Source organism: Isoptericola maris, assembly GCF_048065335.1.
Taxonomy (GTDB): domain Bacteria; phylum Actinomycetota; class Actinomycetes; order Actinomycetales; family Cellulomonadaceae; genus Isoptericola; species Isoptericola rhizosphaerae.
The window spans coordinates 222,376-244,054 of the sequence record NZ_JBLUNY010000004.1 but is presented as its reverse complement, the minus strand read 5'-3'; the positions used below and the strand labels follow the sequence as shown (position 1 = coordinate 244,054).

Here is a 21,679-nt window from a genome sequence, read left to right as displayed (position 1 = left end):
CGCAGCACCATTCCGACCACCGACACGAGGATCGATGCCGAACGTGAGCATGACCGACACCACCGACGGACCGCTCGACCAGCTGCTGGCAGCGCTGGACCTGCGGGAGATCGAGGGCTGGGGTCCTCGCGGCGAGGACGATCTCTGGCGCGGCGAGTCCGTCCCTGGGCCGGGTCGGCGCGTGTACGGCGGGCAGGTGCTCGCCCAGGCCCTGCTGGCGTGCGGCCGGACGGTCGAGGACGACCGGCTCCCGCACTCGCTGCACGCGTACTTCCTGCGCGAGGGCGCCCTCGACTCTCCGGTCGACTTCGCCGTCGAACGGCTGCGGGACGGGCGCTCCTTCAGTGCGCGCCGCACGCACGCCCTCCAGGCGGGCCGGCCGATCCTGTCGCTGACGGCTTCGTTCCAGGTGGACCAACCCGGCTATGAGGCACAGGTCCCGATGCCTGACGGCGTCCCCGCACCGGAGGACGTCACCTCGACGTTCGAGGCGCTCTCGGGCGTCGACCACCCGGCGGCGAAGTACTGGTCGGAGGGGTCGGCGTTCGAGCTGGCGCACGTGGGCGGGTCTGTCTACCTCGGCGCCGCGACGGACCCCCGGCCGGACCAGCTGGTCTGGGTCCGCGCCCGCCACGCGATCGACTCCGACGACCGGCTGCTGCACCGCGCGCTGCTGGCGTTCGCGTGCGACCAGGTGATGCTCGAGCCGGTGCTGCGCCAGGCCGGCACGTCGTGGCTGGACGTGGGCGGGAAGGTCCCCATGGCCTCGCTCGACCACGCGATGTGGTTCCACCGGGACGCGCGCGCCGACGAGTGGCTGCTGTACGTCCAGGAGTCCCCCGGTGCCCAGGGCGGCCGCGGGCTGGGGCTCGCGCGGGTCTACGACCGCTCCGGCGCCCTGGTGGCGACGATCGCGCAGGAGGGCATGGTCCGCCTGGCCGGTTGACGCCGTCGTCCCGTGCGCGATGACGCGGTTCGTTCCACACTGTCCACGTGCGTCTGCGCCGTTCGTCACCGTCGGACCAGGGCTACTCGCGCCGCCGCAAGGGCGACGCATGGGTGTTCCTGGACGTCGACGGCATGCCCTTGGCCGACACGGACCAGATCGAGCGGTGCCGGCACCTGGCGATCCCGCCCGCGTGGACGGACGTGTGGATCTGCCGGCACGAGAACGGCCACCTCCAGGCTTTCGGGCACGACGACGCGGGGCGGGGACAGTACCTGTACCACCCGCAGTGGCAGGAGCGGCGCGCCCGGCGCAAGCACGACCACGTGCTCGAGATCGCTCGGCGGCTGCCCGCCGCCCGGTGGGGCGTCACCCGCGACCTGGCCCTGCCGGGTTTCCCTCGGGAGAAGGTGCTGGCGCTCGCGTTCCGCCTGCTGGACGACGCCTACTTCCGGGCGGGCAGCGAGGTCTACGCCCGCAAGCACGGGACCTACGGCCTCGCCACGATCCGCAAGAAGCACGCCCGGGTGGCGCGAGACGGCTCGGTCCACTTCCGCTACCCGGCGAAGTCGGGCCAGCTCCGCGACGTCGTCGTGTCCGACGAGACGGTGGCCGGCATCGTGGCCTCCCTCAAGCGCCGACGGGGTGGTTCCGAGCTGCTCGCGTGGCGGGACGACGCCGGTGGCGCCCGATCGTGGTACGACGTCGCGAGCACGGACGTGCAGGCCGACATCCGCGCGCGGCTCGGCGAGGACGCGACGCCCAAGGACTTCCGCACGTGGCACGCGACCGTCCTGTCGGCGCAGGCGCTGTCGCGCGTGGGCGCTCCGCCGGGGTCGAAGCGCGCGCGACGGCGCATCGCGGCCGACATCGTCCGGGACGTCGCGGAAGAGCTCGGGAACACCCCCGCCGTGGCCCGGTCGTCATACATCGACCCCCGGCTGTTCGACCTGTGGGAACGCGGCGAGACGATCCCTGCCGTCCGGCGCCGTCGGGCGGCCGAGCGGGCCGTGCTGGAGCTGCTCGGATGAGGGCCGTCGTCACCGGGGTCACCGGTTACGTCGGCGGGCGCCTCGTGCCCGAGCTGCTCGACGCCGGGTTCACGGTGCGCGCCGTCTCGCGGAACCCTGCTCGCCTGGACGGCCGGGAATGGGTCGACGACGTCGAGCGGGTGGCGGCCGACGTCGGTGACCTCGATGCGGTGCGCGCGGCGCTCGAGGGCGCCGACGTCGCCTACTACCTGGTCCACTCGCTCGGGACGGGCCGGACGTTCGAGGCGGTCGACCGGCGCAACGCCCTGACGTTCGCCCGGGCCGCCCGCGAGTCAGGCGTGGGCCGCATCGTGTACCTGGGCGGCCTCTACCCCGACGTCCCCGAGGGAGATCTGTCCGCCCACCTCGCGTCGCGCAAGGAGGTCGAGGAGATCCTCCTGGCGTCCGGGGTGCCGACGGCGGTGCTGCGGGCGGCGGTGATCCTGGGGTCGGGATCGGCCTCGTTCGAGATGATGCGCTACCTCACCGAGCGGCTGCCCGCGATGACGACGCCGCGCTGGGTGGACAACAGGCTCCAGCCGATCGCGATCCGCGACGTGCTGCGCTATCTCGTCGGCGCGGCGTCGATCCCCTCCGAGGAGTCGCGCGGGTTCGACATCGGCGGTCCCGACGTCCTGACCTACCGGGAGATGATGCACCGGTACGCCCGGGCCGCCGGGCTGCGACGGCGCCTCGTCGTCGGCGTCCCGGTCCTGACGCCGGGTCTGTCGAGCCTCTGGGTCGGTCTGGTCACGCCGGTGCCGTCGGCGATCGCCAGGCCGCTCGTCGACTCGCTGCAGCACGAGGTGGTGTGCCGCGAGGACGACGTCCGCCGGTTCGTGCCGGACCCGCCCGAGGGGCTCGTCGGCGTCGACGACGCGATCGAGCTGGCGCTGGCCCGCATCCATGACGGCGAGGTGACCACGCGCTGGTCGTCGGCGTCGGTGCCCGGCGCGCCGTCGGACCCGCTCCCCACGGACCCGGACTGGGCCGGCGGTTCGCTCTACGTCGACGAGCGGCGCACGGTCGTGGAGGCGCCGCGCGAGGTGCTGTGGCAGGTCATCGAGGAGATCGGCGGCCAGGGCGGGTGGTACTCGTGGTCGCTCGCGTGGCAGGCGCGGGGGCTGCTGGACCGCCTGGCGGGCGGCCCCGGCCTGCGGCGCGGCCGGCGCGACGAGCACCGGCTGCGGGTCGACGACGTGCTGGACTTCTGGCGCGTCGAGGCGATCGAGCCGGGCGAGCGCCTCCTGCTCCGGGCCGAGATGCGACTGCCGGGCCTGGCCTGGTTGGAGCTGCGGGTCGACGAGGCCGCGGCCGAGGTCACCGACGACGACGGCGGTCCCGTGCCCGAGGACGCCACCGGGCCCGGGCGCACCTACTTCGCCCAGCGGGCGCTGTTCCACCCGCACGGTCTGGCCGGCCAGGCCTACTGGTGGTCGGTCGCGCCGTTCCACGGCATCATCTTCGGGAGCATGCAACGGAACGTGGCTCAGGAGGCCGAACGGCTCGCCGGCCGCTCGGCCTCCTGAGCGGGGCGGGATCAGCCTGCCGGGACGGTCCCGCTGCACTCGAGCGCCTGTTCGGGCGGCGGCGCCCCGTTGCCGATGAACCCGACCGTGGCGGACTGGTCGGGACCGAGGTCCGCGTTCCACGACTCCGGCGTGACCACCCCGTCGGCGAGACGGCCGCCCCACACGTTCGACGTCGTCAGACCGCCGGGGGCCACGACCTGCCAGCCCTGGACGCCGTCGGCGCCGCCGGTGACCGTGATGGCACCCTGGTACCCGCCGGACCAGGAGTTCGCGGTGGAGTACTCGGCGGTGCACGCACCGGCCGGTGGCTCGACCTCTCCCTCCCCCGTCGTCACCGTGACGGCGTCGGACTCCTGAGACACGTTGCCCGCGGCGTCGTGCGCGGTGACCGTGTAGGCGTACTCGGTCGATTCCTCCAGACCGGTGTCGGTGAACGACGTCGTGCTGCCACCGACGCTGTCGACGACCTCGCCGTCGCGGCTGACGTCGTACCCGGTCACGCGCACGTCGTCGGTCGACGCCGTCCACGCGAGCTCCACCGTGGTGCCGGCGGCCGTCGCCGTCAGGTCCTGCGGCGCCGTCGGGGCCTCGGTGTCCTCGGGCGGCTCGACGTCGTCGCCGAAGAGCCGGTCGTAGTCCGCGAGCGCCGTCGCCACCGCCGTCTGGGCCCAGAACCGGTGGTAGGTGAACTCGGGCTCCGGCCCGCCGTCCAGGTGGTCCTGGACCTTGTCCCACTCGGGGTCGTCGCGCAGGAAGGAACGGATGTCGATGAACGACACGCCGGGCTCGATGACGTCGCCGTTCGGCATGGTGCCGCTCCAGCCCTCGGGCACGTAGATGCCGTCGCCGTCGGGCTCGGTCAGCACGTCGTCGAACCGGCCGTAGTCGCCCCGCGCCTCGGTGGTGGCCACGCCCATCGGGTCGGAGCTCTGCGTCCAGATGGCGTCGAGCAGGTCGTGGGAGACCTGCTGCGCCTGGGTGTCCCCGGACGCGGCGGCGTAGTACATCAGCGTGCGGGCGAGCGCGCCGGCGACGCCGACGTCCTGCCCGTATCCGGTGACCTCGACGCTGAGCCCGGAGTTGTCTCCCGGGTTCGCCGCGTCCCAGGTGTCGGGCTGCCCGCTCCAGGCGATGTTGGACGGGATCTGCCAGTCGTCCTCGGTGACCGTGATGTGGGAGATCACCCACGGCACCCAGGCGTCCAGGATGTCCTTGGCCCGGTCGTCACCGGTCTCGTGGTACAGCTGCGCGATCCGCTCCACGCCCCAGCCCTGCATGCCGAACCACTCGTTCGACGGCGGGTCGTGGTAGACGGGTGCCTCGTCGTAGGCCATGCCGTAGAACGTCGACATCCCGGCCGGCCGTTCGGCGTAGGCGCCGTCCCAGCTGTTCGTGGCGCCTCCCGCGATGCCGCCCTCGGGGGACTGGAGCCACTGGAAGAGCTCGACCTGGCGGTCGAGGCTCTCGGACCAGTCGTCGTCGGCGGTGGCGGACTCGGGCACCAGGTCCGGGTCGTTGGCCAGCGCCCAGGCCGCCATCGGGTTCTGGTAGCCGAAGTGCGCGTGCGAGGAGCCGATGCGCCACGCCCACGGAGCCTGCTCGTCGAGGGCGCCGCCCCAGGCGTAGTACCAGCTCAGCAGGTAGTGGGCGCTGTCACGACCGGTGCCGGCGGGGCACGACGGCGAGTCGCAGCCCGGCGTCTTGAAGTACTTGTCGAACAGCGAGTACCGCAGGTAGTCGCCCATCTTGGCGGCCTTGGCCACGGTCCCGGCGACGGCCTCCGGCTGGCCCTGCTCGGTGGCGAACTTGTTGGCCCAGTAGGCCGCTTCGACGGCTCGGGCGTCGGCGTCGGGGGCGTTGGTGTACTTCCACTGCGTCGCCGGCTGCGGGTCGGCCGTGAACAGGTCGACGTAGCCGTACTCACCACCGAACGAGAAGTCGTCGATCGCGGGCTGCGGGATCGTCTCCCACACGGACTCCTCGGGCCCGCGCTGGAAGGTGTTGATGTAGCTGGTGCCCTCGTGGTCCGGCCCGAGCAGCTCGCTCGACCCGGGCGCGGCACCGTAGCCGTACACGTTGTCGACGTCCGCGAGCCAGTGCATGCCGTAGATCTCGTCGGTGCCGTAGGTCTGGGACAGCTCACCGGCCAGCGGGTCGCTGCCGACCGCGACGTCGCTGTCGAGCTCGGAGGGGTAGCCGCTGGGGTGGTTGTGCTCGGCGGCATAGGTGGCCGGGCTGCCGGGATCGTAGGCGCTGTTGGTGGGCTGGTTCTCCGAGGTGGGGATCATGTACGCCTCGAGGGTGTCCCAGGCGTGGTTGAACGGCTCCCAGTCCCCGGTCACCTGGCCGTAGGACGTCTCCAGCCAGAGCCAGAACGAGTACGCCTCGCTCGTGGTCTCGTGGCCGTTGTCCGGGGCCTCGACCATCAGCGACTCGACCGAGTGGTACGGGATCCCCTGGTCGGAGAAGTAGCCGTTCGCGGGGTCGTGAACCTTGTCGTACAGCTCCAGGAACCGCTGGGTGTACTCGCCGTCGGTGTCGAGCTCGCCGAGCGCCGTGGCGACGGGGGCCGCGGCGACGTCGGCGGTGCCGGACCCGGGCGGCGCAGCGCCGGCGGGGACGGCCGCGACCAGGGCGGCGAGCGTGGCTGACGCCGCGGCTCCTGCCAGCAGCCTGGTGCGGATGGATGCGCGATGCATGGTGCACCTCTCTTCGTTGAGCGGACACCCTGACGATCGGCGCATGGAAGCGTTCCCACAACACGGCGAAACGTTTAGGGCCACGCCCCGGAAAGGCGGTGGCTCAGCGTCAGGCGTGGACGTCGACCGACGCCTCCCATCGCAGCACGCCGACGTCCCGGCCCAGCTCCGCCGTGACGCGATCCAGGACGTCCGCCGCCGTCAGGTGCCCGTCGCTCGGCTCGGTCGTGGCGACCCGCCGCACGTGGGCACCAGGGTCGAGCGCCGCGGAGAGCCGCGCCGCACGGTGCTGTGCCGACCGGTCGTCCTGCCCGTCCAGCAGCACGACGATGCCCGAGATCCCGACGGCGGTGGCGCAGTCGTCCTCGTCGATCTCCCCCCGCAGGCGGCGCAGGACGGCGCGGGTCGGCGGCCCGGGCAGCGACACGGCCAGCACCTGCCACACGTACGCGGGCAGCCGCCGGCGCCGACGGATCGCCCGCTCCAGCCGGTCGACGAACAGCTCGTGCGCGACGAGGCCGGTCTCCCGGTCCACGAAGGGCCGGTCGACGGGGACCGACAGCTGCGACGTCGCCTGCCCGACCAGGGCCATCGACCCGACCAGCCGGGCGGGTCGGTCGCCGGCGTCGTGCACCGTCACCGCCCGGCACCGGACCCTCAGGTACGTGCCGTCGGCGTGCCGGATGCGGTGCTCCACGTCCAGCGGCTCCCGCGTGCCGGAGAGCTGCGCGGCGACGGCGGCGTGCACGCGCCGCACGTCCTCCGGGTGCACCCGGGAGAACCACTCGCGCGGGTCGTCGGCGAGCGAGCTCCGGTCCTGCCCCACCGTCCTGGCCCACACCTCCGAGTAGCGCACGGTCCCGGCGTCGACGTCCCAGTCCCACGTGCCGTCGTCGGAGGCGATCGAGACCAGCGCGGAACGCTCCTCGACCTCCGCGACGTCGTGCGCCAGCGCCCGTTCGCGCTCCGCCTCCTCGACCAGCCGACGGCGCTGGTCCAGCAGGGAGGCCAGCGACTCCTCCGCCTCGAGCGCCACGGCGAGCATCGCGGCCCAGTGGTTGTAGCGGGCGCGGGTGCTGGTCGCCCGCGAGTCGACGAGCCCGCCGACGGCCAGGAAGCCCCGGTCGCTGCGGCCGAACGCGACCGGCACGACCACGGTGAGCGACCGCGGGTCCGTGAGGGCCGGCGGCGGGAACTCCTGCGAGGGCATCGTGCGGCCCACGAGGTTCTCCCCCGCGCCGCCCCGTGCGCCGACGATGCGGAGCACCCGCTCGCCGGGCCGCGCCGGGTCGTCCTCCCACAGGGCGAGCGCCGCCGTCGACGTCCGCCCCCGGGGCATCCAGTCCAGCCGGCGCAACGACTCGCCGTCGGCGCGCATCAGCTCGAGGTCGACGAGGTTCTGGTCGACGAGGTCCTGCTCGAGCCGTCCGGCGCGCGCCAGGTCGCCGTGGGCGCAACCCCGGGCGAGGGCGACGACGATCTGGCAGAGCGCCTCCTCGACGGCGTCGGCCGCATCGGACTCGAGCCCGGCGACCACGACCGGGCCGTCGCCGCGCGCCTCGGCCGCGACGGCACGGTCGGCGAGCCGCTCGCGCACCCGTACGCTCTCGAGGCGCAACGCCGGGACGAGCTGTTCGAGCGCACCGGGACCGGGCCGCAGGGTCGCCGTGCGGTCCCCGAGCGCGCGCAGCGCGGTGGCCGGCGGTTGCTGGGCGGTCGCGACGCTCGCCTCGACGAGCTGGCGCACCATCGTGAGCCAGGCCTCGGTCGCCCCGGGGTTGCGCACGCCGTCGGCGCGCGCGAACACCACTCGGGCCACCGTGCCGAGCGGGTCCGGGTCGCAGGCCGGCGTGCTGCCCTGTACCACCACGGTGCTGCGGGTCCCGCGCGCACAGCCACAGGACTCGCGCATCACCAGGGCCGAGACGTCCAGCCGGTGCGTACCGCTGACGCGCTCTCCGCGTGCCCGCGCCAGCACGAGCTCGGCGGCCAGCTCGCCGACCGTGTCGTGCATGGGGTCCACCGACGACAACCGAGGCCAGGTGCGGGCACCCACGTCCGAGTTGTCGAACCCGACGACGGCCTGGACGGAGGGGGCGTCGAGCCCGGACAGGTGCAGCCCGCGCAGGAACCCGACCGCGTTGCGGTCGGTGGCCGCGACGGTCGCCGTCGTGGCCATGCCCTGCTCGGCCAGCCGGCGAGCGACCGCCTCCGCCGCGGCCTCCTGGTTGTCGCGGGTCCGGTAGACGTGCTCGGGCGCGTGGTCCAGGCCGTGCGCCGCGAGCGCGTCGCGGAACGCGTCGTAACGTTCGGCGATGTCTCGCTGGTCGGTGCTCCCGAGGAACCCGATGCTGCGGTGGCCGTGCTCGACCAGGTGGTCGACGGCGGCCCGGACCCCACCGACGTTGTCCGGAGACACCGCGGGCGCCCGGAGGTCGTCGGGCGGCACACCGAGCGTCACGACCGGGATGCCCGTCGCGTCGAGGCGCCGCAGCTCCGCGTCGGCGAGCGCCGTCGTGACCACGACGAGCCCGTCGTAGGCGCTCAGGCCCGGTGCGGCGCGACGGTAGGGCGGTACGGGGAACTCGTCGCGGTCGATGTCGGCCGGATAGGTCTGGACCGCGACGAGCCGGTGCCCCTCGGAGCGCAGCACGCGGGCCATCCCGGCGAGCATCCGTCCGAAGTAGTAGCCGCCCACGACCGGGCACAGCACACCGATCGTCAACGTCTTGCCTGGTCCTCTGCCTGCCTGTGTCCACATCGACACCTGCACCACCGTCCTCGCAGTCGAGTCCTGCGTGCGTCCCCCGCAGGTGCATCATGCCCTGAAAACCGGCAGAGTGTGGAAGCGTGCCCAGAATCCCCGCCAGCGGCGGCACGCGTCCGGCCCCTGGACGGCGCGTCACGATCACCGACGTCGCCCGTGCCGCCGGCGTCTCCATCGCCGTGGTGTCCTACGCGCTCAACGGACGGCAGGGAGTGTCCGAGAGCACCCGTCGCCACGTGCTCAAGGTGGCCGACGACCTCGACTGGCGTCCCAGTGCCGCTGCCCGGTCGATGCGGTCCGCGGCGGTGACGAGCGTCGGGCTCCAGGTCCTCGACGGCGTCGGCGTGTCCCACAGCCGCTCGGCGGGGCTCGACCTCGCCGGCGGCCTGCGTGGGGTGCTCGACACCGTCGCGCTCTCCGTCGAGGTCGCGGCGGACCGCACGGCGGGCGCCACGGACCTCGAGCGGGCCTGGAGCGAGCGGCGGCACACCGCGTTCGTCGTCCAGGACCTGCTGCTGGACGACCCGCGCACCCGCGCCGCGGCCCGGGTCGGCGCGCAGGTGGTGGGCGTCACGCCGTCCGGCCTGGGGACCGCCGGGGTGGAGCGCGGCGTGTGGTTCGACGGTGACGCGGAGGCCGCCGTCGGGCGCTACCTCGTGGACCTGGGCCACCGGCACCTCGTGCTGCTGGTCACGGAGGCCGACAGGGACGTGGCCCGCGCTCTGCACGCGGGCCTGCTGGCGGCCACCGCCGGTCTCGTGGCGACGGTGGACGTGGTCGAGGCGGGGTCGGCACCGGCGGCCGGTGCCGCGGCCGCACGTCTCCTCGCGGACGAGCAGCGGCCGACGGCGGTGGTCACCGACGGCGACGTGACGGCGCTGGCGGTGCTGGAGGCCGCGCGGCACCGCGGGCTGGAGGTGCCCTGGGACGTCTCCGTGGTCTCCGGCGCGGACGCCGACACCTGCCGCCTCGTGGACCCGCAGCTCACCGCGATCGCCCGTCCGTGGCAGGACCTCGCCGCAGCCGTGGCGTCGGCGCTGCGGATCGCCCCGCAGACGCCTGCCGAGGTGCCGGCCGCACGCCTGGTGATCCGTGGCACGACGGCTCCGCCGTCGGTCCCCGGGATCCCCTAAACGTTTCACCAGGTGCGCCTGGGAGCGCAACCAGGACACGTTGGGGACGTCGGGCCGACAGCCCGGCGCACGGGCGACGACGCCCGTGCTCCCGAACTCCTGGAGGATCCCGTGCGATCACGATCCTTGCGGCCCCGCAACGTCGCGGTGACCAGGCCCGTCGCCGTGGCGGCGACGCTGGCCCTGGCCGCCGTCCCCCTCGTGGGGGCCACGACCACCGCCTCGGCGGCGGAGCGGGTCGACAACCCGTTCGTCGGCGCCGACCAGTACGTGAACTCCTACTGGTCCGAGAACGTCGTCGACGCGGCCGCGGAAGCCGGCGGCGACCTCGGCCAAGACATGCTCGCCGTCGCCGACACGCCCACCTCCGTGTGGATGGACCGCACCACGGCCATCGCGGGCAACGAGGACGGTCCCGGCCTGCGCCACCACCTCGACGCCGCGCTGGAGCAGCAGCAGGGCGACACCCCCCTGGTGTTCAACCTGGTGATCTACAACCTGCCGGGTCGCGACTGCTTCGCGCTCGCGTCCCAGGGGCTGGTCCCGGCCACGCCGGAAGGCATGGAGCACTACAAGACCGAGTACGTCGACGTCATCGCCGACATGCTCGCCGAACCGCAGTACGCCGACCTGCGTGTCGTGGCGACCATCGAGCCGGACTCCCTGCCGAACCTCGTCACCAACACCTCCGAACCCGCCTGCCAGACGGCGGCGCCGTACTACCGCGAGGGCGTCGCCTACACCCTCGACCGGCTGTACGAGGCCGGGAACGTGTACTCCTACATCGACGCCGCCCACGCGGGCTGGCTCGGCTGGGAGTCGAACGCCGGACCGGCCGCCCAGGTGTTCGCCGAGGTCGTGGAGTCCACGGAGCACGGCTACGACACCGTCACCGGGTTCGTCACCAACACGGCGAACTCGACGCCGTTGCGCGAGCCGTTCCTCGACGACGTGAACTTCACCAGCGGCACGTTCGTGCGCCAGGCGGACTTCTACGAGTGGAACACGGACTTCGACGAGCTCGACTGGACGGAGCACCTCTACGACGAGGTGACCGCCGCCGGGTTCCCCTCCGACATCGGCATGCTCATCGACACGTCCCGCAACGGCTGGGGCGGCCCCGACCGGCCCACCGCCGAGAGCACCTCGACGGACCTCAACACCTACGTCGACGAGTCGCGGGCCGACCGCCGCAACCACCGCGGCGCCTGGTGCAACCCGGACGGCGCCGGCCTCGGCGAGCGCCCGACGGTCAGCCCGACCGACAACGCCGGTTCGCACCTGCACGCCTATGTGTGGGTCAAGCCCCCGGGCGAGTCGGACGGCAACTCCGAGCCGGTCGACAACGACCAGGGCAAGGGCTTCGACCGGATGTGCGACCCGACCTACTCGGAGCAGGACCGCCTCGGCGGGAACCTCACGGGCGCCCTGCCGAACGCCCCGGTGGCGGGCCAGTGGTTCCAGGACCAGTTCGAGATGCTGGTGGCGAACGCGTACCCGCCGATCGACGGCGGCACCGTCGACCCCGACACCGAGGCGCCGACGGCGCCCGGCAACGTCGAGGCCACGGGCACCACGAGCACGTCGGTCGACCTGTCCTGGGACGCCTCGAGCGACGACACCGGTGTGACGCGGTACACGGTCCTCGTCGACGGTGAGACGGCCGGGACGAGCGCGACGACGTCGCACACCCTCACCGGGCTGACGCCGTCGTCCACCTACGAGGTGACCGTCACCGCGCGCGACGCGGCCGGCAACACCTCGGCTGCGTCCGCACCTGTCACGGTGACGACCGACGAGGCCACGGGTGGCGAGGACACGCAGGCACCCACCGTGCCGACCGGCCTCGCCGCGGGCGACGTGACGTCGTCGTCGGTGGAGCTCACCTGGGACGCCGCCAGCGACGACACGGGCGTGGCCGGCTACCTGGTGCACCGCGACGGCGACGAGGTCGCCGACGTGTCGGGAACCTCCGCCACGGACTCCGGCCTCGATGCGGGCACCGCGTACTCCTACACGGTGACCGCGTACGACGCGGCCGGCAACACCTCGGCGGCCTCGACGGCCCTGTCGGTGACCACCGAGGAGGGTGGGACCACCCCGGCCGGCGACTGCACCGTCGACTACTCGGTGAACTCCTGGAACTCCGGGTTCACCGGGTCCTTCGTGGTGACGAACGACTCCGACGCCGCGATCGACGGCTGGGAGCTCACGTTCACCTTCGCCGACGGCCAGACCATCGACCAGATCTGGTCCGCACAGGCCTCGCAGAGCGGGTCCGCGGTGACGATCACGCCGGCGGCGTGGTCGACGACGATCGCGGCCGGCGGGTCGGTGACGTTCGGCTTCAACGGGTCGCACTCCGGCACCAACACGGCACCGGACGACTTCGCCCGCGCGGGGGGGCCGGGCGACATGGCCCCCCCCCGGGGGGGGGGCCCCGCCCGCCCCCGCCCCCGTTCTCCGCGGCCGGGGCTTCGTACCCCGGCCGCGGATTCCACCTTCTTCTCGGAGGAACCATGCGATCCCGTCCAGAAAACGATATCGACCGGCGCGCGCGCCGCACGACCGCCGCGGTCTCCACCGTGGCCCTGGCCGGCGGTGCCTTGCTCGCCGGGGGCATGCTGCTCAGTCCGGCGCAGGCAGCAGAGCCCGTCTACGAGCCCCTCCGCGACGCCGCGGAGCGCCAGGGCGTCACGCTCGGCTTCGCCCTGACGCCCGGGCACCTGAACCAGCCCGGCTACCGGGAGATCGCCGAGCGCGAGTTCGACCTCGTCGTCGCGGAGAACGCGATGAAGTGGGACGCCACGGAACCCAGCCAGGGCAGCTTCAGCTGGGGCCAGGCCGACCAGGTGGTGGACTTCGCCGCCGCGCAGGACGCCGACCTCTACGGCCACACCCTCGTCTGGCACTCCCAGCTGCCCGGCTGGGCCGAGAGCATCTCCGACCCCGCCCGCCTGCGCGACGCGATGTACGACCACATCGACGCCGTGGCCGGCCGGTACGCCGACGACGTGGACTCCTGGGACGTCGTCAACGAGATGTGGGAGGGGGACGGCAGCCGGCGCCAGAGCGTCTTCCAGCGGGTGCTCGGCGACGGGTACATCGCCGACGCCCTGACCCGGGCCCGCCAGGCCGCGCCCGACGCCGACCTCTGCCTGAACGACTACAGCACGGACGGCATCAACGCGAAGTCGACGGCGATGTACAACCTGGTGGCCGACCTCCTCGCCGACGGCGTCCCGATCGACTGCGTGGGCTTCCAGTCGCACCTCATCGTGGGGCAGGTGCCGAGCAGCTACCAGCAGAACCTGCAGCGGTTCGCCGACCTCGGCGTCGACGTCCGCATCACCGAGCTGGACATCCGGATGAACGTCCCGGCCTCGCAGAACGACCTGACCCGGCAGGCGCAGGACTACCGCACGGTGGTCGAGGCGTGCCTCGCCGTCGACCGCTGCACCGGCGTGACCGTGTGGGGCATCGACGACGGACACTCCTGGGTGCCCGACGTGTTCCCCGGCGAGGGCGCGGCCCTGCCGTGGGACGCGCAGTACCAGGCCAAGCCCGCCTACTCCGCGATCGCCGAGGCGCTCGGTGCGCAGGTCGAGGGCGACCCCGACCCGGACCCGACCGACCCAGGCGACCCCGGTGACCCGGGCGACGCCGCGTGCGAGGTGACCTGGACGAACGCCGGCTGGGACACCGGGTACACCGGCACGGTCGTCCTGACGAACACCGGCGACGCCGCCTGGTCGTCCTGGACGCTCACGGCCGACCTGCCGGCCGGGCAGACGCTGACGAACGGCTGGTCCGCCGACTGGTCGCAGTCCGGCGCGACGCTGACCGCCCGCAATGCCGCATGGAACGGCTCGGTGCCCGCGGGCGGCTCGGTACAGATCGGCTACAACGCCACGCACGGCGGCAGCAGTGCGGTGCCGACGCAGTACACGATCAACGGCGCCGACTGCGCCTGACGCCGTCCGCCTCGCCGTGGGGGGGGGGACCCCCCGCCCCCCCCGGGGGGGCGGGCGGCGGGGGGCCCCCCCCCCCGGGGAGGGGGCCTGCCGCCGGCGGCCTCGCCGTGGGGACGAGACCCGCGGGCCTCCTGAGGAGGTCCTGCCGGTCTCGTCCCCACAGCCGTGTGCGGCCCTAAACGTTTCTCACGGCGGGTGCACCCTGCCCATGTCGAAGCGCTTCGACTAGCCTGCGGCAGGACACGACGACGTGTCGCCCGGGCCGGACCACCGGTCGCGGCCCGGTCCGTCCGCACCGAGGAGTGAGAATCGGATGAGACTTCGACCAGCGGTCGCCGTGCTGGCGGCCACCGGACTCGTGGCCACGGGGGTGGGAGTCGCCGTCGCGCAGACGCCCGCAGCACCGCTCCCCCACACCCCGCAGAGCGTCGCCGACGACTACGACTGGGGAAACGTCGAGATGGTCGGTGGCGGGTTCGTCCCCGGCATCGTGTTCAACGAGTCCGAGCCCGGCCTCGTCTACGCGCGCACCGACGTCGGCGGCGCCTACCGACTCGACCAGGCCACCCAGCGCTGGGTCCCGCTGCTCGACCACGTCGGCTGGGACGACTGGGGGCACTCCGGCGTGCTGTCGCTGGCCACGGACCCCGTCGACCCGGACAACGTCTACGTCATGGCAGGGTCCTACACGAACTCCTGGGACCCGAACAACGGTGCCGTCCTGCGTTCGTCAGACCGCGGCGAGACCTGGTCCCGGACCGACCTGCCGTTCCAGGTCGGCGGGAACATGCCCGGCCGCGGCATGGGTGAGCGCCTGATGGTGGACCCGAACGACAGCTCGGTGCTCTACCTGGGCACGGAGGGCGGCAACGGCCTGTGGCGGTCCACCGACTCCGGTGCCACCTGGTCCGAGGTCACCAGCTTCCCGAACCCCGGCAACTACGTCGCCGACCCCGACGGCGGCGAGTACAGCGACAGCATCCAGGGCGTCGTGTGGACGGTCTTCGACCCGTCGTCGGGCACGCCGGGAGAGCCGACGCCGACGATCTACGTCGGCGTGGCCGACAAGGAGAACAACGTCTACCGCTCCACCGACGCCGGCGAGACGTGGGAACGGGTCCCGGGCCAGCCCACGGGGTTCATCCCCCACAAGGCAGAGCTGGACCACACCTCCGGCCAGCTCTACGTGGCGACGTCGGACACCGGCGGCCCGTACGACGGCGGCTCCGGCGACGTGTGGCGACTGGACACCGCCACGGACGAGTGGAGCCGGATCAGCCCCGTGCCCTCCGACGACGCGGACGCCTACTTCGGCTACTCCGGCCTGACGATCGACCGCCAGGACCCCGACACGATCATGGTCGTCTCCCAGCTCTCCTGGTTCCCCGACAACCAGGTGTTCCGGTCCACGGACCGCGGCGAGACCTGGACGCAGATCTGGGACTGGACCAGCTATCCCGAACGGTCGAAGCGCTACGACCTCGACATCTCCGGAGCTCCCTGGCTCGACTTCGGCGGCACCTCCCAGCCGCCCGAGGACAGCCCCAAGCTCGGCTGGATGACCGAGAGCTTCGAGATCGACCCGTTCGACTCCGACCGCTTCCTGTACGGCACCGGCGCCACGATCTACGGCGGCGAGAACCTCACCGCGTGGGACGACGGCGGCACCGTCGACATCTCCGTCAGGGCGCAGGGCGTCGAGGAGACCGCCATCCAGGACCTGGTCGCTCCGCCCGGACCCGTCGAGCTCGTCTCGGGGATGTACGACATCGGTGGCTTCGTGCACCACGACATCTCCCAGGTGCCGAGCGACTTCTACACCCAGCCCTTCCAGAGCGGCGTGCTGAGCGTCGACGTCGCGTGGCAGGACCCGGCCACGATGGTGCGCGCCGGTGAGGGCGGCGACGACCTGCTCGGCGTCTCGACCTCGGGCGGCGACTCGTGGTGGGCCGCGCAGCAGCCGGCCGGTGCCACCGGCCCCGGCAACGTGGCGATGGCCGCCGACGGCTCGGCGATCGTGTGGAGCCCTGACGGCACCGGCGTGCACGTCTCGACGTCGCTGGGGTCGTCGTGGACACCCGCGACCGGCGTGCCCGACGGCGCCACCGTGCGCGCCGACCGTGAGGACCCGTCGGTCTTCTACGCGCTGTCCGGCGGCACCTTCTACACCTCGCACGACGGCGGCGCGAGCTTCACGGCGTCGTCCGCCACAGGGCTGCCCGACGCCGGGCGGCACCATGTGGAAGCCGTGCCCGGCCACGCGGGGCACGTGTGGGTCGCCGGCGGCGAGACCGACGGCATCTACGGCATGTGGCGCTCGACCGACCACGGCGAGACGTTCGAGCCCGTCGCCGGCGTCGACGAGGGCGACACGATCGGCTTCGGCAGGGCCGCCGACGGCCGCGACCACCCCGCCGTGTACACGTCCAGCAAGATCGACGGAGTCCGGGGGATCTTCCGGTCCGACGACGCAGGGGCCACCTGGGTCCGGATCAACGACGATGATCACCAGTACGCCTGGACGGGCGGCGCCATCAGCGGCGACCCGGACGTCTACGGGCGGGTCTACGTCGGCACCAACGGGCGCGGCATCGTCGTCGGAGAGTTCGGCGGGACGCAGCCGGAGCCGACTCCGGACCCCACGGAACCGGACCCCGACCCGTCGGACCCGGAGCCCACCCCCGATCCGACAGAGCCCGACCCTGACCCGACCGAGGACCCGGGCGAGGCGTCCTGCGCGGCGGACTACGCCGTCGTCGGCCAGTGGCAGGGCGGCTTCCAAGGCGCGGTGACCCTGACCAACACCGGTGACGAGACCCTCGCCCCCTGGGAGCTCTCCTGGGACTTCACCGGCGGCGAGACCGTCGCCCAGTCCTGGGGCGGCGACCTCACCCAGACCGGCGCGCACGTCACCGTCACCGGCCCGGCGTGGCAGACCGACCTCGCACCCGGGCGGTCCGTCTCCGTCGGCTTCATCGGCGCCGGCGACCCCGCCGAGGTGACCGGCCTGTCCGCCCACGGCGCACCCTGCACCACCAGCTGACCCCGGGGCGAGCGTTGTGGGCGCGATTTCTGGCTCGTTTGGTCCGTTATATCGGACTTCAGGGCCCAGAAATCGCGCCCACAACGCTCGACGAGTGGCGGTGAGAGGTCAGCGGCGGCGCCGGAAGACGATCGGGTCCCCCGCGAACTCCCCGAACACCGCCCGCTCGTCGGCCGTCAACCGGCGCGGCCGCCCCTCCACCGCGTCCAGGATCACGATCGTCGTCACCGCCCGCGTGTAGGGCTGCCCGCCCGACGCCGGCCCGGTGCGCGGAAAGCCCCCGCGCGCCCCGTCATAGACCTCGTAGCAGACCTCGAGCGAGGCCCCGCCGATCGCCCCGATCCACATCTCGACGCGCACCGGGTCGCGCGAGAACTCCAGCGGCCGCAGGTACTCGATCTGCTGCCCCGCCACCAACGTGTGCGACGTCGCGTGCGGGCCCGTGTCCAGGATCGCCGTCGGCCACGGGTCCTCCGCCTCCGGGTGCCGCCAGAACGCCGTGATCCGGGCATCCTCCAGGAGCCGGAACATCGCGACGTTGTTGACGTGCTGGTAGGCGTCCAGATCCGACCAGCGCAGCGAGACGGGGACGTGCAGACGATTCATGCCAGGCATCGTCGCACGCTCGGGCAGCCCGCCCGACGCCGGCCCGGGCCGAGACTCACCCCGCCGCCGTCGACGCGTGCTCCCGGCACGACGCCAACGCGGCCATCTCCCCCGCGACCGGCTCACGCACCTGCTCGCGCGCCACCGCCTCCACCGACGCCCGCAGACGGCGGCGCACGCGCCCCGCCCGACGCCGCGCGCCCAGCGCCGCCAGCGGCCGGGAGACCAGCGCCACGAGGAGACCGCCGAGGACTCCGCCGAGCGCGAGCACCGTGGCCCACGGCACGTCGAACGCGCCACCGCCCCACCGTGCGAAGTCGAACGTCAGCACCGGCATGAGGAGCTCCGGGAGCTGGAAGTAGCGCAGCGCCGCCGCGACCCCCAGCCACAGCAGCCCCACCACCGCGGATGCCAGCAGCAGCCACTGCAGCATCCCGACCGCTCGCCACCAGAGCGGCCGCCGCGCCTCCTCCAGCCGCGTCGACGCGACGGCCTGGTCGAGCGTGTCCGGCAGGCGGTCGACCGCCTCGGTGCCCCGGTTCCGTGCGGCCAGCACCCAGGCGTCCGGAGCCCCGGCGGTGACCTGGTCGATGTACCCCCGCACCGCCGTCGCCGCGGCGGCCCGCACGCTCGGGCGCGTCTGCGGCAGCGACGTGCGCGCCAGGTCCGGCCGGTCGACCGGGACCCGCACCTGGTCGCCGCGCAGGCCGAGTCGACGGAGCGGGTCCTTGCGGGCGCGGGCGATCCAGCGCGTCACCGGCCAGCCGGTCGCCAGGTGCGCGTCCCGCCGCGCCGCTCTGCGGACCGCGTCCACCACCGTGGTGGCGCCGGCCGCCTCCTCCAGGGCGTCGACCAGCGTGCCGTGCGCCCGGTCGGCGGCACGCGCCGGAGGCGCCTGCCCGCACTCGTCCACCACGCGTCGGGCGACGGCCCGCATGTCCCCGGCCAGGCGGGCCGTCGAGGCCTCCCGCCGTCGGGCCGCGTCCGCGAGCAGCCCGCGCAGCCGGTCGACGCCCTGACCCGTCCGCGCCGACAACCCGAGCACGCGCGCCCCGGAGAGCCCGTCGGCGGCCACGAGCCGACGCAGGTCCGCCAGGATCGCGTCCGCCTCCTCGGGCGCCAGCCGATCGATCTGGTTGAGGGCCACGACGACGACGTCGGCGCGCCCGGCCAGCGGGCGCAGGTATCGCTCGTGCAGGGCCGCGTCGGCGTACTTCTGCGGGTCCACCACCCAGACCAGCAGGTCGGCACGCTCCACCAGCCGCTCCGCACGGACCCGGTGCTCGACTACCACCGAGTCGTGGTCGGGCAGGTCGAGGAGCACCAGGCCGGTCGAGATCCCGGCCGGGGGCCGGGCCCGCCGCAGCAGGCCCGTTCCCTTGCCCGTCGACGTGTCGGCGTCGGCCTCCATCGCGTGCCGGCGTGGCACCTCCAGCCAGTCCAGCAGCTCGTCGGCGCCCTCGCCCCACACTGCCGCCGACGCGTGCGACGTCGTCGGCCGCTGCACGCCCGGCTCGGCCAGGTCGGTGCCGGCCACGGCGTTGAGCACGGAGGACTTTCCCGACCCCGTGGCACCCGCGAGCGCCGCCACCGTGTGCTCCGCGCTGAGGCCGCCGCGCTCCCGGGCGCGCTCGACGACGCGGTGCGCCTCGTCCGCCAGCTCGGGGTCCAGCCGCCCGGCACCGGCCGCGACCGCCTGCTCCAGCGCCGCGGTGCGGGTGGCGAGATCCGGCTTCATCCCTGGTCCTTCCGTCGCCAGCGCCGCCAGAACCGCGCCCTGGGGGCGTCGGGTACGTCCGGTGCTCCGGCGTCGCCCTCCTGCGCCGCGGGCTCGCGGCCCGCGAGCGATCCCGGCAACCCGGGGATGCCTTCGGGGCTGGTCGGCGGCCGGAACGTCCCCGCCCCGCGCAGCATCCCACCGCTCCAGGGCCGGGTGAGGCCGTCGTCCGCCCGCGAGCGGGTCGCCCGCTCCTGCTGGGCCGCCTCCGCCACGTCGCGGGCGGCGTCACGCAGGCGGTCTCCGCGCACGTCGTCGGTGCCGAGCGCGTCGAGCTGGGCGGTGTACCGGGCGGACTGGCCGCGCAGCACGGCGTCGACGCGGGCGGTGAGCCGTTCCTTGGCCTGCGCGGCGAGGCGACGCACCGCGTCGTCGCCGAACACGGCCTCGAGCAGCTTCTGGGCGACCACGGCGGTGCCGCCCGCGATGCCCACCTCGAGGCCCGTGAGGCCGGCGGTCGAGGCGAAGACGACGATCATCAGGCTCACGCCGAGCGCGTTCACCCCGAAGGAGAGCGCCCGGGCGGTCCCCCGTCGGCTCTCCCCCTGCTCCCGGACGAGCTCGAGGACGTCGCCCTGCCACGCCCGGATCGCTCCGGCGACCTCAGGGCGGAGACCGGGAGCGGTCCGGCTCAGCTCGAGCCCGTCGAGCAGCGCCGCGCCCGCCGCGTCGCCACGCCAGGCGGCATAGGTGCGCTCCGCGGCCTGCTCGGCCGCGTCCAGGACGACGGACTCGAGCCCGTGCGCGATCGCCTGCTCGACGTGCGGCGCCTCCTTGACACGGCCGCGCAGGACGCGCCCGACGGCGTCCCGCACCTTCCCCGCTCGGGCCTCCAACGCCCGGAAGAACTCGCCCGTCCCGATGAAGTCCTGCCACCGGGCGAGGACCTCGCCGCGCAGCAAGGCACCGTCCGACGTCGCGTCCTCGACCTGCCGGAGCGCGTCGGCATGATGATGCTCGACGGTCTCTCGCAGCCGGGTGTCGGCAGCGTGCTGGACGTCCGCCGTCGCTGCCAGCTCGTGGGCCCGCCGGACGAGGTCGTCCACGACGCCGTCCCGCGTCGCGGCGATGACGCGGGCGCGCGAGTCCGGGTCGCCGCCGAGGCCGGTGAGCCAGGTAGCGAGCTCGCCGACCGCGTGCTCCGGCAGCAGGCCGTCCGACATCGCGTCGTCACCGCTCGCGCCGGCCCCGGACTCGGGGACGACGAACAGGGCGGCCTCGCCCAGCCCGTGCTCGCTCATGAGCCGGCGCAGGTCGGCTGCGACCTCTTCGGCGCCCGGGTCCACCCGGTCCAGGACGAGGGCGACCTGCGCTCGGCGGGCCGCCGCCGTCGTCAGCAGGTCCCACGGCACCGCGTCCGCGTAGCGGGCAGCGGTCGTGACGAAGAGCCACAGGTCGGCGGCACCGAGCAGCTGTGCGGCGAGCTCACGGTTGGCCTCCTCCACGGAGTCGACGTCGGGCGCGTCGAGCAGTGCCAGACCCTGGGGCAGGTTGCCGGAGGCCACGAGGCGCAGCGCTCGCGGCCCCGCCTGCGTCCCAGCGTCGTCGCGACGGTCCGCCGCGGGTGTGCCGTGCACGCTGGTGCGCGCCAGGCCGGGCAGCACCCGGTCGCCGGTGAACCACCGGGCGTCGAGCGGGTGGTGGACGAGGACGGGCGCGCGCGTGGTCGGGCGCAGCACGCCCGGTGCCGTGGCCTGCTCCCCCAGCAGCGAGTTGACCAGCGTGGACTTGCCTGCGCCCGTGGAGCCGCCGACGACGACGAGCAGCGGCGCACGCTCGGCGCGCAGCCGCGGAAGCAGGTAGTCGTCGAGCTGGTCGGTCGCGCGCGCCAGGTCGGTGCGAGCGCTGTGGACGCCGGGTGTCTCGAGCGGCAGCCGCAGTGCCCCGAACCGGGCCCGCAGCGCGTCCAGGGCATCAAGGAGCGCGGCCGCGCCGGCGTCGGGCGTCAGTGCGGAGCTCGCCGAGACGGCGCCGTCGACGGGCTCGGCAGGCTCGTCGGGCTGGCCGGTCGCGGTCATGTGCCCAGTCTGCACACATCGGACGTTCCGTGCATGGACCCGGCCCTACCGTCGTGTCGCGCCGGGAGCTGCCAGCGCTCCCTACCGGCGTGGGGGGGGGGGGGGGGGGGGGGGGGCCCCGCGCCCCCCCCCCCCGCCCCCACCCCGCAGCCC

Annotated in this window: 12 protein-coding genes; 7 read left to right on the top strand and 5 right to left on the bottom strand. The window is 73.8% G+C overall.

What is annotated here, in order from left to right; translation table 11 throughout:
* Positions 1–49 precede the first annotated feature (49 nt).
* From ACH5HR_RS09060 to ACH5HR_RS09050, 3 genes are read left to right on the top strand one after another with little or no spacing between them, the layout of a single operon-like run.
* Positions 50–946: an acyl-CoA thioesterase gene (locus tag ACH5HR_RS09060; protein WP_402376340.1), complete on the top strand. Its 897-nt coding sequence runs from the start codon at positions 50–52 to the stop codon at positions 944–946.
* 47 nt (positions 947–993) lie between these two features.
* Positions 994–1,977: a DNA topoisomerase IB gene (locus tag ACH5HR_RS09055; protein ID WP_416477482.1), complete on the top strand. Its 984-nt coding sequence runs from the start codon at positions 994–996 to the stop codon at positions 1,975–1,977.
* Positions 1,974–3,506 (top strand): SDR family oxidoreductase, encoded by a 1,533-nt coding sequence (locus ACH5HR_RS09050; RefSeq protein WP_416477480.1) that lies wholly within the window; start codon positions 1,974–1,976, stop codon positions 3,504–3,506. Before ACH5HR_RS09055 ends, ACH5HR_RS09050 begins: the two co-directional genes overlap by 4 nt.
* A gap of 11 nt (positions 3,507–3,517) precedes the next feature.
* Here the strand turns inward: ACH5HR_RS09050 and ACH5HR_RS09045 are convergent, their stop codons facing one another.
* Together ACH5HR_RS09045 and ACH5HR_RS09040 are read right to left on the bottom strand one after the other, a co-directional pair.
* Positions 3,518–6,208 carry a glycoside hydrolase family 48 protein gene (locus ACH5HR_RS09045; RefSeq protein ID WP_402376332.1) on the bottom strand — a complete coding sequence of 897 codons (2,691 nt, stop codon included), beginning with the start codon at positions 6,206–6,208 and terminating at the stop codon, positions 3,518–3,520.
* Positions 6,209–6,317: 109 nt separating this feature from the next.
* Positions 6,318–8,969, bottom strand: a complete 2,652-nt coding sequence (locus tag ACH5HR_RS09040) for a substrate-binding domain-containing protein (RefSeq protein ID WP_416477508.1) — start codon at positions 8,967–8,969, stop codon at positions 6,318–6,320.
* 89 nt (positions 8,970–9,058) lie between these two features.
* On the opposite strand from ACH5HR_RS09040, the gene ACH5HR_RS09035 reads away from it, so the two are divergent.
* The 4 genes from ACH5HR_RS09035 to ACH5HR_RS09020 all read left to right on the top strand — a co-directional run bounded on the left by ACH5HR_RS09035 (position 9,059) and on the right by ACH5HR_RS09020 (position 17,125).
* Positions 9,059–10,108, top strand: a complete 1,050-nt coding sequence (locus ACH5HR_RS09035) for a LacI family DNA-binding transcriptional regulator (protein ID WP_416477478.1) — start codon at positions 9,059–9,061, stop codon at positions 10,106–10,108.
* A 111-nt stretch (positions 10,109–10,219) separates the two neighbouring features.
* Positions 10,220–12,823 carry a glycoside hydrolase family 6 protein gene (locus tag ACH5HR_RS09030; RefSeq protein ID WP_416477476.1) on the top strand — a complete coding sequence of 868 codons (2,604 nt, stop codon included), beginning with the start codon at positions 10,220–10,222 and terminating at the stop codon, positions 12,821–12,823.
* Entirely contained in the window at positions 12,730–14,082 is a 1,353-nt protein-coding gene (locus tag ACH5HR_RS09025; protein ID WP_416477474.1) for an endo-1,4-beta-xylanase, read from the top strand. The genes ACH5HR_RS09030 and ACH5HR_RS09025 overlap by 94 nt, the downstream gene beginning before the upstream one ends.
* Positions 14,083–14,395: 313 nt before the next feature.
* Positions 14,396–17,125, top strand: a complete 2,730-nt coding sequence (locus tag ACH5HR_RS09020) for a cellulose binding domain-containing protein (RefSeq protein ID WP_416477472.1) — start codon at positions 14,396–14,398, stop codon at positions 17,123–17,125.
* A gap of 108 nt (positions 17,126–17,233) precedes the next feature.
* Here ACH5HR_RS09020 and ACH5HR_RS09015 read toward each other — a convergent pair whose 3' ends face one another.
* Genes ACH5HR_RS09015 through ACH5HR_RS09005 form a run of 3 tightly spaced genes read right to left on the bottom strand, consistent with a single transcriptional unit; the run spans position 17,234 to position 21,526 of the window.
* Positions 17,234–17,731, bottom strand: coding sequence for an acyl-CoA thioesterase (locus tag ACH5HR_RS09015; protein WP_402376319.1), 498 nt, complete (start codon positions 17,729–17,731; stop codon positions 17,234–17,236).
* 55 nt (positions 17,732–17,786) lie between these two features.
* Entirely contained in the window at positions 17,787–19,469 is a 1,683-nt protein-coding gene (locus ACH5HR_RS09010) for a GTPase family protein (RefSeq protein WP_416477470.1), read from the bottom strand.
* On the bottom strand, positions 19,466–21,526 hold the full coding sequence (locus ACH5HR_RS09005) for a dynamin family protein (RefSeq protein ID WP_416477469.1): 2,061 nt from the start codon (positions 21,524–21,526) through the stop codon (positions 19,466–19,468). The genes ACH5HR_RS09010 and ACH5HR_RS09005 overlap by 4 nt, the downstream gene beginning before the upstream one ends.
* Between the last annotated feature and the right edge of the window lie 153 nt (positions 21,527–21,679).